This is a genomic window from Stenotrophomonas sp. Steno-Z1 (genome assembly GCF_056393175.1).
On the sequence record NZ_JBWJPB010000002.1, the window covers coordinates 741,252 to 756,466 of the forward strand.

The 15,215-nt window shown below is 63.2% G+C and carries 15 protein-coding genes; 11 read left to right on the plus strand and 4 right to left on the minus strand.

The window, feature by feature from the left end; translation table 11 throughout:
- Nucleotides 1-307 precede the first annotated feature (307 nt).
- On the minus strand, nucleotides 308-457 hold the full coding sequence (locus tag AC06FD_RS10210) for a hypothetical protein (RefSeq protein ID WP_478077688.1): 150 nt from the start codon (nucleotides 455-457) through the stop codon (nucleotides 308-310).
- Nucleotides 454-837 carry a hypothetical protein gene (locus tag AC06FD_RS10215; protein WP_478077689.1) on the minus strand — a complete coding sequence of 128 codons (384 nt, stop codon included), beginning with the start codon at nucleotides 835-837 and terminating at the stop codon, nucleotides 454-456. Before AC06FD_RS10215 ends, AC06FD_RS10210 begins: the two co-directional genes overlap by 4 nt.
- Nucleotides 838-1,318: 481 nt before the next feature.
- Here AC06FD_RS10215 and AC06FD_RS10220 point away from each other — a divergent pair, with 481 nt between their 5' ends.
- The gene (locus AC06FD_RS10220) at nucleotides 1,319-1,828 is read left to right on the plus strand and encodes a hypothetical protein (protein WP_478077690.1); all 510 of its coding nucleotides are present in this window, start codon (nucleotides 1,319-1,321) and stop codon (nucleotides 1,826-1,828) included.
- 407 nt (nucleotides 1,829-2,235) lie between these two features.
- Here AC06FD_RS10220 and AC06FD_RS10225 read toward each other — a convergent pair whose 3' ends face one another.
- A complete protein-coding gene (locus AC06FD_RS10225) occupies nucleotides 2,236-2,676 on the minus strand; it encodes a helix-turn-helix domain-containing protein (RefSeq protein WP_478077691.1) in 441 nt (146 codons plus the stop codon).
- A 71-nt stretch (nucleotides 2,677-2,747) separates the two neighbouring features.
- On the opposite strand from AC06FD_RS10225, the gene AC06FD_RS10230 reads away from it, so the two are divergent.
- The 7 genes from AC06FD_RS10230 (at nucleotide 2,748) to AC06FD_RS10260 (ending at nucleotide 9,976) form a co-directional block, all read left to right on the plus strand.
- A complete protein-coding gene (locus tag AC06FD_RS10230; protein WP_478077692.1) occupies nucleotides 2,748-2,942 on the plus strand; it encodes a helix-turn-helix domain-containing protein in 195 nt (64 codons plus the stop codon).
- Nucleotides 2,939-3,136: a hypothetical protein gene (locus AC06FD_RS10235; RefSeq protein ID WP_478077693.1), complete on the plus strand. Its 198-nt coding sequence runs from the start codon at nucleotides 2,939-2,941 to the stop codon at nucleotides 3,134-3,136. The genes AC06FD_RS10230 and AC06FD_RS10235 overlap by 4 nt, the downstream gene beginning before the upstream one ends.
- A gap of 186 nt (nucleotides 3,137-3,322) precedes the next feature.
- Complete coding sequence (locus AC06FD_RS10240) at nucleotides 3,323-3,853, plus strand: hypothetical protein (protein WP_478077694.1); 531 nt, start codon at nucleotides 3,323-3,325, stop codon at nucleotides 3,851-3,853.
- 422 nt (nucleotides 3,854-4,275) lie between these two features.
- Complete coding sequence (locus tag AC06FD_RS10245; RefSeq protein WP_478077695.1) at nucleotides 4,276-5,334, plus strand: CHC2 zinc finger domain-containing protein; 1,059 nt, start codon at nucleotides 4,276-4,278, stop codon at nucleotides 5,332-5,334.
- Nucleotides 5,335-5,505: 171 nt separating this feature from the next.
- Nucleotides 5,506-6,909 carry a virulence-associated E family protein gene (locus tag AC06FD_RS10250; protein WP_478077696.1) on the plus strand — a complete coding sequence of 468 codons (1,404 nt, stop codon included), beginning with the start codon at nucleotides 5,506-5,508 and terminating at the stop codon, nucleotides 6,907-6,909.
- 420 nt (nucleotides 6,910-7,329) lie between these two features.
- Nucleotides 7,330-7,899 carry a hypothetical protein gene (locus AC06FD_RS10255; protein ID WP_478077697.1) on the plus strand — a complete coding sequence of 190 codons (570 nt, stop codon included), beginning with the start codon at nucleotides 7,330-7,332 and terminating at the stop codon, nucleotides 7,897-7,899.
- Nucleotides 7,889-9,976: a terminase gpA endonuclease subunit gene (locus tag AC06FD_RS10260; protein WP_478077698.1), complete on the plus strand. Its 2,088-nt coding sequence runs from the start codon at nucleotides 7,889-7,891 to the stop codon at nucleotides 9,974-9,976. Before AC06FD_RS10255 ends, AC06FD_RS10260 begins: the two co-directional genes overlap by 11 nt.
- Nucleotides 9,977-10,301: 325 nt before the next feature.
- Here AC06FD_RS10260 and AC06FD_RS10265 read toward each other — a convergent pair whose 3' ends face one another.
- Complete coding sequence (locus AC06FD_RS10265; RefSeq protein ID WP_478077699.1) at nucleotides 10,302-10,541, minus strand: hypothetical protein; 240 nt, start codon at nucleotides 10,539-10,541, stop codon at nucleotides 10,302-10,304.
- Between the two features lie 399 nt (nucleotides 10,542-10,940).
- Here AC06FD_RS10265 and AC06FD_RS10270 point away from each other — a divergent pair, with 399 nt between their 5' ends.
- The 3 genes from AC06FD_RS10270 (at nucleotide 10,941) to AC06FD_RS10280 (ending at nucleotide 15,167) form a co-directional block, all read left to right on the plus strand.
- Nucleotides 10,941-12,479 (plus strand): phage portal protein, encoded by a 1,539-nt coding sequence (locus tag AC06FD_RS10270; protein ID WP_478077700.1) that lies wholly within the window; start codon nucleotides 10,941-10,943, stop codon nucleotides 12,477-12,479.
- Between the two features lie 2 nt (nucleotides 12,480-12,481).
- Complete coding sequence (locus AC06FD_RS10275) at nucleotides 12,482-14,728, plus strand: ClpP-like prohead protease/major capsid protein fusion protein (protein WP_478077701.1); 2,247 nt, start codon at nucleotides 12,482-12,484, stop codon at nucleotides 14,726-14,728.
- A gap of 76 nt (nucleotides 14,729-14,804) precedes the next feature.
- A complete protein-coding gene (locus AC06FD_RS10280) occupies nucleotides 14,805-15,167 on the plus strand; it encodes a DUF2190 family protein (RefSeq protein ID WP_478077702.1) in 363 nt (120 codons plus the stop codon).
- Nucleotides 15,168-15,215 lie beyond the last annotated feature (48 nt).

Sequence of the window (15,215 nt, forward strand, 5' to 3'; positions counted from 1 at the left end):
CCTGGTCAGGCTGCGTGCTGGTTCGGCAGACGCGCCAAGACGGCGCCGCGAGCACGAGCAAGGTGGGAAATGGGGATCAGCTGGCGTGCGAGGTCCGGATCGGTCCAGCGCAGCTCGGCGATCGCGAGCGAGACGCTCGGAACTGTTGCGCGTTGGCACAGGTGGCACTCGAAATGGACCAATGCCGGGCAAGGCGTGCCCAGCTGATGCCCGGTAGGGGCTCCGGTGGTCGTCACGATTTGCGGCCGATGGCCGGGCCGACAAAGCGGAATGGATGCGGGGGCGGGACGCGCGATCTGCATTGCCTTTACCCCCGAACCGTGGAGGACGAGGCGATGCGGGCCTTGGCGGCATCGCGATCAGCGTGGGCTTGGCTGATCTCCACCAGGCGCAGCGGCACCACGATGGCAGCGACCAATGCGAGCAGCGCCCAAGCGGCTTGGTGCCGGCGCTTCATGCGGCAGCCCCCGGGATAGGCCGCGTGAAAGCCTTGCTGGCAGACTGAAGGTTCAGTGGGTTCAGATGCACTAGCCACGCATCAAGCGCTTGGACCGACTTCGGATGCACTTGGACGGTTGCCGAGCCGAGGCAAAAATGGATCTGACCGTCGGCGAGCTGGGGTGTGGAAGGGAGCTGGTTACGCTCGCCGACGTACGTGTGGACCACCTGCGCAGACTTCCCACGGGTGAGCTCGCGAACCGACGCCCGTTTGGTCAAGAACGTGCTGAACTGGGAGAGCGCCGGGGCGTAGCGAATGCGGAGGATTAAACCGCTCGGCGTCCTCAGATCAATCTCCTGAACTTGGTCGCTTGTGTATGCGTGGACGATTTCGTTCATGCCCGCACCTCAGCTGCCATGTCCCGGGACTCAGCCTCCACGCGCCGGCTCTGGACGCCCATGCGGCGCGAGCGGCGCAGCTGGTTGCGGCGGTGCTCGCCCGCACTCCTGGCTCGCAGGACATTGGCCCGCGTGTGGTCGCGAGCGGCCTGCGCCAGCAGGCAGGTGGCGGCTCGCAGCGGCAGGGGTGCCGAGGGCTGGGAGTCGGCAGCGGTTCGGTAAGACATGGCGCTCTCCGTTTGGAAGGAGGGCGCCGGCGGGCCTGGTGCCTGGGGAGTGGCGTCTGCCGGGCCGGCAGGGGAGGGGGCTGGCCCGAGAGGGCGGCCCGCCGGTCGCCCGCCGGCTCGTGCCGGCAGGTGAACATTAAGACCGCTTTACCACTGGTGTCAAGCGCTCTTAGCACTTCCGATTTATTGGCCTCTGCTGCCCGTTGATATCATTGGGTCTGCTGCGGGAGGCAGCTTTGAGAGGGTGGGGCGCAATGAAGCTGTGGACGGTGATCGTTGGTGCGGGTGTTTTGGTCCTGGGTGGCGCTGTCTCCATCGGCCTCGACCTAACCCGAACGCAGACTGAGGCTCCTATTGAGACGGAGTGGCGTCCTGCAAAACACTTGACCATTACAGGCGTGGGTGGAGTGGATCGGAGCATGCGGCTGCAGCCCGACGTGAAGTCGGTTCGCGCTGCTGCGTTGGGTCGCATTGCGGAATTTGATGGCAGGTGGCGTGATGCCCAGCAAGTGGCACAACGGACGCCTCGTATCCATCTCGCATCGCCGGTAAAAGATCTCCAGGCGCTCGCTCGGGAGAGCCGAACTCTTGAACTCTCCGAGTGTCTGGAGCCAGGGCGCGAGTTCTGGGTGGCCGGGCTGGAGTCGGAGGTTCAGTCGACCTTGGCATTCATGGCTGAGGAGCGCATAGCTCAGGACCGCCATCAGAAAGAGGCGGCCCGTGATCTGGGAAACTGGGCGAAGGTCATTGACGCCTGCAGCTAACAGGCGTCAGCCGGGAGTGCTAGGTGGCCGGGGGCGCATCAGGTGCGCCTAGGCCCTGTTGAACGCAGTCTTCCAAGTGCTTCATTCGATCGTGCAACCCTTGCAGCCCATCGGGCGATAGCGCTGAAAGAAACAGCACGTTTTCCCTATCCAGCGTGCGTTGGATCTCCGAAGACCATCCATACCATCCAGCAATTCGGGTGATCTCCCGAACTGCAACGGCGCGGCTGTCCGACTGCAATGGCGCTGGGGCCTGAAAGCTCTCGAAGTGGTGGAAGCGACGCCATGCTTCAACTTCCGTTTCAGGCCGATTACTCGGCTTCGCCGTACTGGGTGTAGCTTCGCTCAGTAACTGGCGTAGCCGCGTAACCTTGTCTCGAGACATCCTAATCCCCCTTTCGCCGCGATCATGCTGCGGCTGCCTGGACGAAGCGCAGCACCTTCGCCCGTTGCAGTCCCTCCTGAAGCAGGTCGTACGCTAGCAGCGTCACCTCGGCCCGCTTGTTGGGTGGAAGCGTGAGCCCTCGATCATCGAGAGCCTCGGCCACCAGCTGGAAGGCAACTATCCAGTCATCCAATGTCACAGGTTGAGACGGTGCAGAAGGGTGAGCTGATGGGCCGCCGCTGCTGCGTTCACCGATAAGCAGTTCGCGCGGGTCAATGGCAACGGCGTCAGCAATCTTGAACAGCTGAACGGCCTTGACGTGCTCAGGCACGACGTTGTCGTTCAGCCAGTTGCTGATGGTTGCCGTCGTCGTGTCCGACGCCCGTGCAAGGTCCGCCGGCTTGGCTAAGCCAGCGGCCTGCATGGCGCCCTGGAGGCGCTGACCGAGAGTTCTATTGGGCATAAGGAAGCTTAACAATCCTGACGCAAAGAGGGCTTGACGTAACGATAAGAGCGCTTAATACTTGGCGCGCCATGAATCGACCCCTGACCAAGCGAGCAGTAAGGACCGCACTCGGTTTCGACACCGATGCGGCGTTGGCTGACCTGTTCGAGATTTCCCGGTCCGCTGTCTCCCAATGGGAAGACGACAAGGCTGTGCCGGAGCTTCGCTGGTTGCAGCTTCAGCTCTTGCGCCCAGACCTTTTCGGAAAGGAGGTGGCGGCATGAACCGCGCCAGCGTTCTGCCATTGGGTCCGGAGCTCACAAATGGCGAGGTCGGCGATCTGCTTGAGGTTTTCGACCTGGCTTCCCGCCACCACGAAGGGATGGCGTTGTCGGCCGACCAGTGGGCTGATCTGCGCCTCCTGCGACAAGAAGCAGGGCGACCGCTTCATTGGTGGGAGGTGGCGTCCCATGCGTAGGCATGGGTCCTTGCGGAGAAAAAAAGACGGCCACCACGCCGCCCAGGCCGCGCTCCACGTCGAAGGTGCGCAGCGCGGTGAAGTGCATCCGATGCTGAAAAAGAATGATCTCGCTCATGGCCCGCATCTTGGCGCGCCGCTCGGGCATGGCGAAACGATGAAATGCGACGCACTTCAGGGTGATGCATGACCTGCCAACGATCCGACCTCTACTGGCGCGACGCGCTGTACAACGCCGTCTCCTTGGCCCCTGGCAACGTCCAGGCGGCTGCGGCGTATCTCAGTGATCGGCGCGGAAAGAGCATCACTGGCGAGAGCCTGCGCAAGAAGTTGCGCGGCCTCGCGGGTGAGTCGCTCTCGATGGAAATGGCGGAACTGCTCACGGAGTACCTGCAGCAGTTCGTAGACACCGCAGAGCACGCAACCGACTGGATCGCCTCCCTGGGTGGCCAGTTCAACCTGATGGTGGACTTCGTGCCGCCAGCACCGGAGGGCGGGTGGCCCAGCGAGATGGATGCGTTGCAGACTAAGCTACTGCAGCTGCACACGATGACGGGTCGGCTGTCTGGCACCACCTTGGACGCGGTTGCAGATGGCGCCCTCAGCATCGCCGAGGCTGACCAGATGCAAGACTTGGCCCGCAGCATTCGCACCCTGTGCTTTCGCCTGGAGCGAAACGCTTGCCGGGCGGCGAAGAAAGCGTTGAGCCGTGAATGATGTGGCTACCTTCCGCGCGCCCCGGTCACGGCACAGGCGGCGAGGGATGATGAGTGCCGCTGCCCGTCGAGCGATGGAGGAAGCCGCCCGTGCCCTAACCGACGCCGTGCCCGCGCTTGTAGGCGATGAGGCGATGGCAGAGCGCGAGCGGCTGCGTCGAGAGGACGAGCGACGAGCTACTGCCCAGCGCGAGCTGGAGTTAGGGGGTGAGCCGTGGGCGTGAGCTGCTGCCTGCTGCAGGCACTGGAGATTGGCCGTAAACCCCGTTCCGAGTGGAAGGCGGCTATCGAAGCCGTGCCAGTCGATTGTCCCAAGCCAGCCATATGCAGTGGCGGCGTTGGCTGCCGAGAGCGGATTGCTGCCTACATGCGGATGCAGTGGAACATGATGGAACGGCGCACGGCGCGCAAGGATGGTCGCCGATGAGCAACGGCACCATCGATGTCGAAGCCATCAAGAGTTCGGTTGATCTGCCAACGGTGATCGGCAGGTACGTGCAGTTGCGGCGTGCTGGTAGAGAATTCACCGGGCTGTGCCCCTTCCATGAAGAGGGGTCGCCGAGCTTTACCGTGAACCCGATCAAGGGCTTCTTCCATTGCTTCGGTTGCGGCGCCCACGGTGATGCCATTGGCTTCATCCAGAAGATCACTGGTCAGACGTTCCAAGAGGCATGCGCGCAGCTGAGCGGCCAGGAGTTTGCCCCAGTGTCCCCCGCGGCTCGCAAGGTTTTGGATCAGCCGCTGGACGTGAAGTGGGTGCCGCTGTTGCCAGTGCCAGACGCCGTTCCGCCGCTTATGGCTGGCGGCGAATGGACGGTGCCTGTCTGGAACCCGAAGCACGGGAAGCTGCGCAGGATGAAGCCGTCGCGTGTCGATGCATACCGCGATGCAGACGGTCGCCTGCTTGGCTACGTCCTGCGTTGCGAGTTTGTCGACCAACACACGCAGAAGCTCAAGAAATGGACGCCGCAAGTCACCTGGTGCGTCGGCCCGGACGGTCAGCAGCAGTGGTGCCTGGTCAGTTTCCCAACACCTCGGCCGTTGTGCGGCCTGGACGGGCTGACGGCGAAGCCGGACGCGCCGGTCCTGATACCTGAAGGCGAAAAATGTCGCGCGGCTGGCGCTGGCGCGTGGGCAGGGTATGCCGCCCTCACGTGGGCTGGTGGTGGTACTGCTGTGGGCAAGAGCGACTGGTCACCGGTGGCCGGGCGCGACGTAGTGCTGTGGCCCGATGCTGACCCGGCCGGGCGCAGGGCAATGTTGGGGTGGCGTAACGATGCGGGTAACTACGTACCAGGCGTGGCGCAACTGTGCGCGCGTGCAGGTGCAAGGTCCATCCGCCTGATCGACGTAAGCGGTCAGCCTGATGGCTGGGACATTGCCGATGCGCTCGAGCTGGACGGCTGGACGCCACGCCAACTCGCAGCTTGGGCCGCAAATCGGGTGATCGAACTCAACGTGGTGGTGCCTGATGTCACGTAGAGGTCGGCTACTGGAGCGCATCAGATTCTCTGATCGTGAGCTGGCGCGTGTCTACCGGCTCGCTGCCAAGGCCGCAATTGAGAACCCATACGAATCCTCGCGCGTCGTGCGCCGGGAGCGCGCGAAAGAATACCTGCGCATAGCGCGGGAGCATGAAAGGGCGATACGGGGATGACAGTGGCAAAGCGCAAGACATTGACCGTGGTCGACGGTGGTCGCGGTGCGCCACCGCCAGGCGGTGGTGGGGTGGATCCTGAGGCCTGGAAAGACCACCTGACCTTCAACCGTGACCACAACGTCGAGGGAACGCTCCACAACCTGATCTTGATCATGGAGCACGACGAGCGCATTGCGAGGCTGTTCTGGCTCAATGACTCCAGCAACCAGGTGAAGTTGGAGCGAGATCCGCCGTGGCAAGGTGGTAGCCGGGAAGAGTTCATCGACTCGGACGCCTACGAACTGGCCGCCTGGCTCCAGCACCCTGACCGGTACCGGATGAAGTGCAGCGACGACCTCGTGCTGAAGGCTGTGATCGCGGTAGCGCGTCGTTACAGGCGACACCCCATCCGTGAATACCTCACTGCCTTGGAGTGGGATGGCACGCCGCGTGTGGAGCAGATGCTGACGCTACTGTTCGGTGCGCCAGACACCTCCTACAGCCGGCGCGCAGCGCAGTGCTTCATGGTGAGTGCCGTAGCCCGTGTGCTGTGGGTTGATCCCAAGCAGCCCTCCGTGGGTGCGCAAGTCGACTTCATGCTCGTGCTGGAGGGCGAGCAGGGTAAGCGCAAGTCCAGCGCACTGCGCGCCATCTTCGGCAGCCAGTGGTTTGTTGAGACCAGTGAGTCGCCCAGCAGCAAGGACTTCTACCAGGTGATCCAGGGCGCTTGGGGCGTGGAGATCGGCGAAATGGACTCCTTCTCCAAGGCCGATGTAACGAGCGTAAAAACTGCGATCACAAGGCGTGTGGACAAGTTCCGAGCGCCCTATGAGCGTGTGCCGCGATCCTACCGTCGTGAGTGTGTATTCGCGGGTACAACCAATGAGCACCAGTATCTTCGCGACCCTACCGGCGGGCGCCGCTTCCTGCCTGTCCGGACCGATGGCGACGTTCACATCGATGCCATCACCGAGCAACGTGATCAGCTATGGGCAGAGGCGGTCCGGCTGTTCGAGGGGGGCTTTGACTTCTGGGTGCTGCCCGAGGACGCCAAGGAAGAGCAGGCTGCGCGCTACGTTGGCGACAGCTGGGAGGGCAGGGTGGAGGCCTGGGTCGAGATGAGGGCCGATCTATCGAAATATCCTGAGCGCCTGCGTACTGCGACTGAGATTGCGTGGGCGACCACCGATGATCTGCTGACCTTTGCCATCGGCCTGGATCCCGGCAAGCATGGCCGGCCAGAGCAGATGCGCGTCGCGGCCATCATGAAGACGCTTGGCTGGGAGAGCACCAGGCGACGGTGGCCTGAGGGTGGACGAGAGCCCCGGTGGTTCAAGGCGGGCGAGTCGATTGATGACTGGCTGGCGAGCGCCAGCCGAGACAAGCGCGTGGAGGTGGGCGATGGACCTAACTTCTGACCAGACCTCTATCTCCTCGTCCAGACCTGTCCGCACCATAGACCAGACCTTGCCCCTAGTGCCGCAAGGCCGTCCCAACCGTCCAGACCTTATCGCGCGCGCGTACATGGAACAGCATCCAATCAACTCAATCTCAAAAGCTCTCAACAGGTATGGACAGTCTGGACGCTATGGACACCTCAATGACGCCAACGGTTCCAGCCGTCCCGACCTCTCATTGATGGTCGGGACGGTGAGGACAGGTGGGATGTTCCACGCGAATCCAAGCCTGGCCAGCCGAGCGGACGGGGGGCAGGGACCCCGGCGCACCCCTTTGCCTCGGGTCCTCCTGGGCTTTGCGAATTGCGGGTTAGCTAGCGCGCAATCCTCGTGCATGTTTCGAGTTCCAAGTTTGGTTCCGATGGAACACGGTGGTTCCGCATGAGTTCCGGAACCGACCTGATGACCGTCGCCGAGTACGCGGCGCACCGCAAGGTCAGCGATTCGTACATTCGCCGCATGCGCCGTGAGGGCAAATTGATCTGTGAGGGCAAGGCGATCCGCGTCCAGGCAAGCGACGCCCTGCTGAATGACCTGACCCACCCACTCCGCGGCGGGGATCGTACGCCCGGCGCGGAAAACCCATCGCCCGCTGCTGTTGGCGCTTCTCCCGCCTCCGGCGGTCCGAGCGTGCAGGAGGCGGTGCGCCGCGAACGGCTGGCGCGAGCGCGGTTGGCAGAGCTGGAGCTAGGCGAGCAGCTAAACGAGCTGACGCGCACCAAGGGCGTGGAGCGCGCCGTGTTCACGCTCGTGCGCCAAGCGCTCAACAGCATGATGAATTTGCCCAGCAGGCTCCGGTCGCAGCTGGCTGCAGAATCAGATCCTCGCGCCGTGGAATCAATGCTCGAGTTGGAGGTGCGCAAGGTCGCCGAGCAGATGCAAAAGTCCGCTCGATCCCTGCATGCCGGTGCCGAATCCTTCAATGAGCAGGGGGTGACCGATGAGCCTTGACCAGGTCGCTCACGATGTTGTGCTGGCCGATGCTGAAGTGGTGGTGTGCTCGGCGTGGGAACGCGCTTGGCAGCTGCCGCCGCGTCAAACGGTCAGCGAATGGGCAGATGCTAATCGGATCATCGCCAAGGGCGCGGGAGCAGAGCCCGGCCAGTGGCGAACTGCGCGAAATCCGATCCTCCGCGAGATTATGGATTGCCTTAGTGACCACTCACCGGTCCGGATCGTGGACTTCATGAAGTCAGCGCAGATTGGTGCTACTGAGATCGGAATCAACTGGACCGGGTACGTCGTTGATCGAGGCTCGGACTCAATGATCGTGGCGCAGCCAGTTAAGGACCTGGCCCGGAGCTGGGTGCTGTCGAAGTTTGATCCGGCGGTGCAAGAAATGCCGGAGCTGCGTGCCAAATTCGCCACCGACAACACGCTCGAGAAGCACTTCCCTGGTGGCACGCTCTGGGCGATCTGGGCCAATTCCAGCAATCAGCTGCGGCAGCGCACCGCCCGCTATATCTTCATGGACGAGGTGGACGAATATCCGAAGGATCTGGGCGGGCAGGGGCCAGCCGATCAGCAGCTAGAGGCGCGCGCCAGCTCCTACGGCGACCGTGGCAAGGTGTACCGTGCATGCACCCCGACCATTGCGGGCGCCAGCGCCATCGAGGCCGGCTACCAGGCGGGCGACATGTGCATGTACGTGGTGCAGTGTCCTGAGTGCGGCGGCGAGCAGACGCTCGATGTGGAGCGTCTGCAGCCGGATGGGACATTCGCCTGCGAAGTGAGCGGCTGTGTGATCCACGAGTACCACAAGGACACGATGCTGGCCGAGCGCGGCTTCGGCGGCACCGCGTACTGGAAGCCTACAAATCCGGCTGCCGACCCCTATCATCGTAGTTTCCACGCTTGGGCCGCCTATGCGCCCCTTGGGCTGGGTCCGTCTTGGAAGGATCTTGCTGATGCAAAGGCAGAGGCAGATCGCGACCAGGCCAAGAAGGCCGGCTTCTACAACCTCAAACTCGGTTTGCCCTTTGAGGGCGAACGGCAGCAGCAAGATTCAGAGGCGGTCGCGAAGCTGGCAGAGCCGGGCGTCCATAGGGGAATCGTTCCGGCTGGCGGCCTCCTGTTGACTGCCGGTGTCGACTTCCAGCACGACCGGGCCGAGGTTCAGGTAATTGCCACAGGCCGCGGTCAGCGACGCTGGGTCGTCGACTACGCCGTGATCGACCTGGATCCGACCATCCTGGAGACGTACGACGCGCTGGACGAATACCTCAAGGGCACCTGGCGCACCTCGAAGGGGATCGAGATGGGAATCACCGCGGCAGCGTTGGATGGCGGCAACTGGACCGAGACCGTGGCGCAGTTCGTCAAGAAGCTCGTGGGTAATTCTGGTTCCAACCGCATGATTGAAACGCCGCGCGGCTTCATTAAGCAGGCGGTGTACCTCGTGCGTGGCCGCGCTGAAAAGAAGTCCGACCGTGCCGTGTACCGGCCAGCAAAGACCGAGGTGAACCATCGCGAGAAGACGCTGGCCCGAAGTATTGGTGTTTGGGGCGTTGGAACATCGGTGCTGAAGCACATGGTTTACGGCTGGCTCACAGCGGCACTGGGCGCCAGGGATGAAGCTGAGCGCGAGGGGGGAGATGAGAATATCGCTGCGCGTATGCTTCGGTTCCCCGGCGGGAGAGGGGAGGAAGTGCACGACCCTCTGAACCCTGATCCTGGCGCGCTGCCGGCGCGTTACTTCAAGGGGCTGACTGTCGAGTATTTCGACCAAGATGCCGGCGCTTGGATTAAACCCAAGGGCGCAAGAAATGAGGAGCTGGACACGGCCATATATGCCATATGGGCATCACTAGCACCGGCGGTAAAGGCGGATGTGATCCGGGATTCGCAGTGGGCCGCTCTGGAAGAACAGTTCCATCCAGCATCGCAGGGACTTTTCGATCAGCCAGTTGATTCCCGTGAAACATCCTCAGTCACCGCGGCGCCGGCTGCGCCAGTGACACCCGCACAGGCTCCGGTAAGCCGGCCTAGGTCAGCAGGAATAGCCGCGCGCGATGGGTGGGGGCTCTAATGGCCAGACGAAAGGAGGCTGAGGATCAATTGCGGGACCGCATTCTGAGCAAGATGCGCGACGACATCGGCATCAGCGAGGCTATGGCACAGCCATTTGTAGACTCAGTCATGCGTTGTTTTGCGGGTGAGCGGCCCTATTTTCCCACAATTTCGCGGTCGTACCCGATTGCAGAAATCCGTGCTCTTCTAGAGCGTGGAACTACGGCCAGCGCCGTATGTCTAAAGTTCGATTTGTCCCGTCGGCAGTTGAACAGGCTCTTCCCTGGTGGGATTCCCAAAGCAAGAAGCGGCGCCTGATTAAGGGCGCCGCCAGCTCTCCTGCGTCAGACTGAACTGGATCGGTTCAGCTTGACCATCGCAGGGTCAAGCTTCATCAACTTCCCCTTCGAATCCTCCACGAGTGCGTACGTCACCGGGAAATGGTTGTTGCCGTCATCGGTGATCGTGTCTTCCACAAAGCGGTGGAAGATGCCGGGATGGTCCGTGTAGGCGTACTGATACAGGCAAGGGACCGGCGTTTTTCCCAGCTCTGCTTTTTCAAGCTTGATCACATCATCAGTCATCTAAAAGCTCCTTCTTTTGGGGATGCGCAGATCCATTGCTGAGACCTGCACAACTATTTTGACAGCTTCAGCAAAAGCTGGCGCGCACGAGGTGGTAAGTCATTGAAAAGGAAGGCGGCGTTTCGGTCCTCTAGCCTTGCTTTGCCGTTACTTGGCGCGCATGGCTCTTCAAACTATGTGCATGACAACTGCACAGCAAATGCTCGACCTCTACACACAGGCAGAGATTGCCGTGCTGAAAAGTCAGAGCGTTCGCTTTGGTGAGCGCCAGCTGACGCGTGCTGACTTGGCGGAGATTCGCGCCGGCCGCGCCGAGTGGCAGGCTATCGTGGGTCGTGGGTCTAACGGGGGCCGCCGCCGTGCAGGGTGGGCCAACGCAGACTTCGGCGGTTCCACCTGATGACGTCCGCCTCGATTGCCCGGGAGCGCCTCCTGTCCGCCACCGCCGCGGATCGTGCGGAGCGAGCAAAGCCCGCTATTGCGCCCCGGGTGGAAGCCCGTGCACACGAAGTAACTCGTCCTTCGAGGAGCCGCAAGCTCGCCCGTGATTGGGGCAGTGGCAGCGCGATCGCTGGTATGGACGCCCGTCAATTGCGAGATCAGGCCCGGCATCTCGATCGAGATCTCGATCTGGCGACCAATGCGCTGAATGTCCTGGTGCAGAACACCGTGGGCTCGGGCATCGATGTGCTTGCGGCGCCGCGCTTGCCGGGCGAAGCGATCAATCGCGATCTGGCCCTGCAGCTTGATGATCTGTGGGACGAATGGTGGGACCGCCCCGAGGTCACCCAGACGCACGATTACGGTGCGTGTCAGCAGCTGCTGGCCCGTAGCTGGTTCCGGGACGGCGACGTGTTCTACCAAGACCTGATCGGCTACGTGCCGGGCTTGTCCCATGGCACTGACGTTCCTTACAGCATCGAGATGCTGGAGGCCGACCTAGTGCCGCTGGATTTCAATGACCCCGCCCGGAATATCCTGCAGGGCGTCGAGCGCAACGCGTGGGGGCGCTCTGTCGCTTTCCACGTCTACAAACAGCACCCCGGTGAACCGCTCGGCAATCGTCTAGAGACCAAGCGCGTATCGGCAGAGTTCATGCACTGCATTGCCAACCTGAGCAGATTGCACCAGGTGCGGGGCATCAGTGTTTTCGCCAGCTCGATGTCCCGTTTCGAAGACGTAAAGGACTACGAAGAGTCCGAGCGGATTGCCGCCAAAGTCGCTGCCTCCATGACCTTCCAGATCAAGAAGGGCGATGGAAGCAACTACGGCGGCAACGAGGGCCTGGGCGGACGGGTGCTGATGCAGGATGGCCTGCCGGTACGTGAACTGCGGATGGCGCCTGGTGCGATCTTTGATGATCTGCTGCCCGGTGAGTCCATCGAGAGCCTTGCCAGCGACCGCCCGAATCCCAACGCCGCAACATGGCGCAAGGAGCAACTCCGGGCGGCTGCCGGTGGAATCGGGGTCAGCTACTCCAGCCTTTCGCTGGACTACAACGGCACCTATTCGGCCCAGCGGCAGGAGTTGGTCGAGAAGTGGGGCAGCTACCTCATGCTCGCCGAGCGCTTCATTGCCCTGAGCGTGCGTCCCCAGCGGCAGCGCTTCATTGAGGCGAGCGTGCTGGCGGGCAAGGTCAAGTTGCCGCGCGGCTGGTCGCTGCGCCACTTGGCTGCGTCCACTTACGTGCGTCCGGTCATGCCCTGGATCGACCCTCTGAAAGAGGCCTATGCCAAGGGAGAGGCTGAGGACCGGGGTTGGGTCAGCCCGCAGCAGAACATCCTGCAGTACGGCAACAACCCGACCGACGTGCTGCGTCAGCGAGAAGACTGGCGGCAGCAGTCAAGCGAAGTTGCGCCCCCGGCGCCAAGTACCGGCGCGGAGGCACGGGCACATGTGCTCGGCTCGCTGACGCGCGACCTTTCCAGGAGCGACTGACTATGCGTGAAGTAAGCCCGTTGGCAGGTGCCATCACCCGTTCCATCACCGCCAATGCTGGCGCCGATCACCAGCTCGGCCCGTGTCTCTTCCAAGTCCACGCCGAGGCGGACACTGCGGAGATCATGATCTATGGCGCAATCGGCGGATACCTTTTCGAGGAGTCCGTCTCGGCGTTGGACCTGGTCGAGCGCATTGGCGAGGTGACCGCTTCAACCATCCATGTGCGCCTGAACAGCGTGGGCGGTGTAGTCACCGACGGTATGGCGATCTACAACGCGCTGAAATCGCACCCGGCGCGCACGGTGGTGACGGTAGAGGGCCAGGCTGCGTCCATTGCATCGCTGATCCTGCAGGCCGGCGATGAGCGTCGGGTGTTTGCTAGTTCGCTGGTGATGGTACATGGCCCGCGCACCGTCGCGGCCGGGACTGCGACCACCTTCCGTCAGAACGCAGAGGCGCTGGATGCCCACGCTGACGCGATGCTGGAAGCCTACGCCGCCCGATCGGGCAGGCGCGAGGAAATGGAGCGCCTGCTTACGGACGACGCCGACCACTGGTACTCCGGCCCGCAGGCAATCGATGCCGGGCTGGCCGATGTCGTGGTGGATGCCGACCCCGTTGCCAGTGCCCGGTGGCAGGCAGCGGCGGCAGTCGCTGTCAGCGGTTATCTCCAGGCCATCGAGTGTGCTGGCGCACCGGTGACCGCGCAGTTGCGTCGCCACATCGTCGCCAGCCTCTCCCCCCAAACCTTCGCCTCACTCCCTGAGGTAAGCCAGTCGGCCGTGATCGGCCATATCGAGGATCCCACCATGAAACAGCAGTACGCCAACATCCTCGCCAGTGCCGGTCTCGCGACCGCAGCAGCGGCGGGCAATACCGCAACGCCGGCAGCAGCTCCCGCAGCTCCGGCGCAGGCCCCGGTCACCGCCGCCGCGCCCGCGGCGGCGCAGGATCCGGTGGTGGCGGCAATGACTGCCCTTCGGACGCGGAACACGGAGATCCAGGCGATTGCCCAGGGCCACATGAGCAACCCGGCCGTGGCGGAGTACGTCAACAGCATCATCGCTGCTGCCGATCCGAACGTCACCGCCGACAACGCGGGTCGCCACATCCTGGCTCTGCTGGGCTCGAACGGCCGGCCGCTCAACGGCAATGCAGGCATCGTTGCGGGCGCAGATCAGCGTGACCTGACCCGGGCTGCCATGTCGAACGCCATCGAGGCGCGCGCCGGCCTGGTGCAGGCTACTGATGGCAATCCGTACCGCGGCATGACGATGGGTGAGATCGCACGTGCGTGCGTCCAGGCTACCGGCACGAACGTCAACGGCATGGACCGCATGCAGATCGTGGGCATGGCGTTCACGCACAGCTCCTCCGACTTCCCGGCACTGCTGGGCGACGCCTCGCGCCGCGCCGTGGCGCAGGGCTACCAAGAGGCGGAGGAGAACTTTGACCAGTTCACCCGCGCAGTCAACGTGCCGGACTTCAAGCCGACCAACCTGGTGGGACTCGGCGCGTTCTCGGATCTGGATGTCGTCCCGGAAGGCGGTGAATACAAGCAGGGAACCTTCAGCGACCAGTCGCAGGCGATGAAGATCGTGACTTACGGCAAGCTGTTCACGATCACCCGCCAGGCCATCATCAACGACGACCTGGGCATCTTCAGCGATGTGCCCCGCAAGATGGGCCAGGCTGCTCGCCGGACGCTGGCGAAAGCCGTCTTCGACCTGATCAACAGCAACCCCCGCCTGGCCGACGGCAAGCTGCTCTTCAGCGCGGACCACGGCAACGTGCTGCCTGCTGCGCTGATCAGCACGGAGAGCGTCGGCGCCATGCAGGCGGCGATGCGTCTCCAGACGGACAAGGATGGCAACCTGATCCAGGTACCGATGAAGGGCCTGCTGACGCCGGTGGCACTCAATCTGCGGGCTCGCGCCGTGCGCGACTCGGAGTACGCCGTCGGCGCCGGTGTCGGGGAGAAGGAGCCGAACACCGTGCGCAATACCTTCGAGGTGTGGGATCACGGCCGTCTGGATCAGAAGGATCCCAAGGCGTGGTACGGCCTGGCAAACCCCGCTTTCGTTGACGGCATCGTCGTCGGCTACCTGGACGGCAACCAGTCGCCCTACCTGGAACAGGAGCAGGGCTTCACCGTTGACGGTGTGGCCTGGAAGGTTCGCCTGGATGCCGCGCCGGCCATTGCCGACTACCGCGGTATCTACAAGAACCCGGGCAACCCGGGCTAAGCATCCACCACACCGGAGCGGGGCCAGCTATCGGCCCCGGTCCAATCGGTATCCCTTTCGATCTGAGGAAACAGTCATGAAGAACGCACATCAGGACGGCCGCGTGCTGGACGTGGTGCTCGATGAGGCAGTCAAGAGCGGCGGTGTCGTCGCCAAGGGCAAACTCTTCGGCATCGCTGTCACGGACGGGGCGATCGGTGATCGCATCGCCGTTCATGTGGAGGGCGTATACCGCCTTCCGAAGCTGCCGACGGCCGTGATCGCCGATGGAGCGTCGGTCAACTGGGCCAGCGAGGCCGGACAGGTGATCGCCGCCGCGGGCGGTGTCACCGACTTCAACGGTTTCGGCTATGCGGTCGAGCCCGCAGCAGGCGGCGACGATGAAGTATTGGTCCGCCTGACGCCGGGCACCGCTGCTGCGGGCACTGGCGGCGCATAAAAGTTAGCCCACCACCGCACACAGATGCCCGGGTGGCGTGTCCGGTGG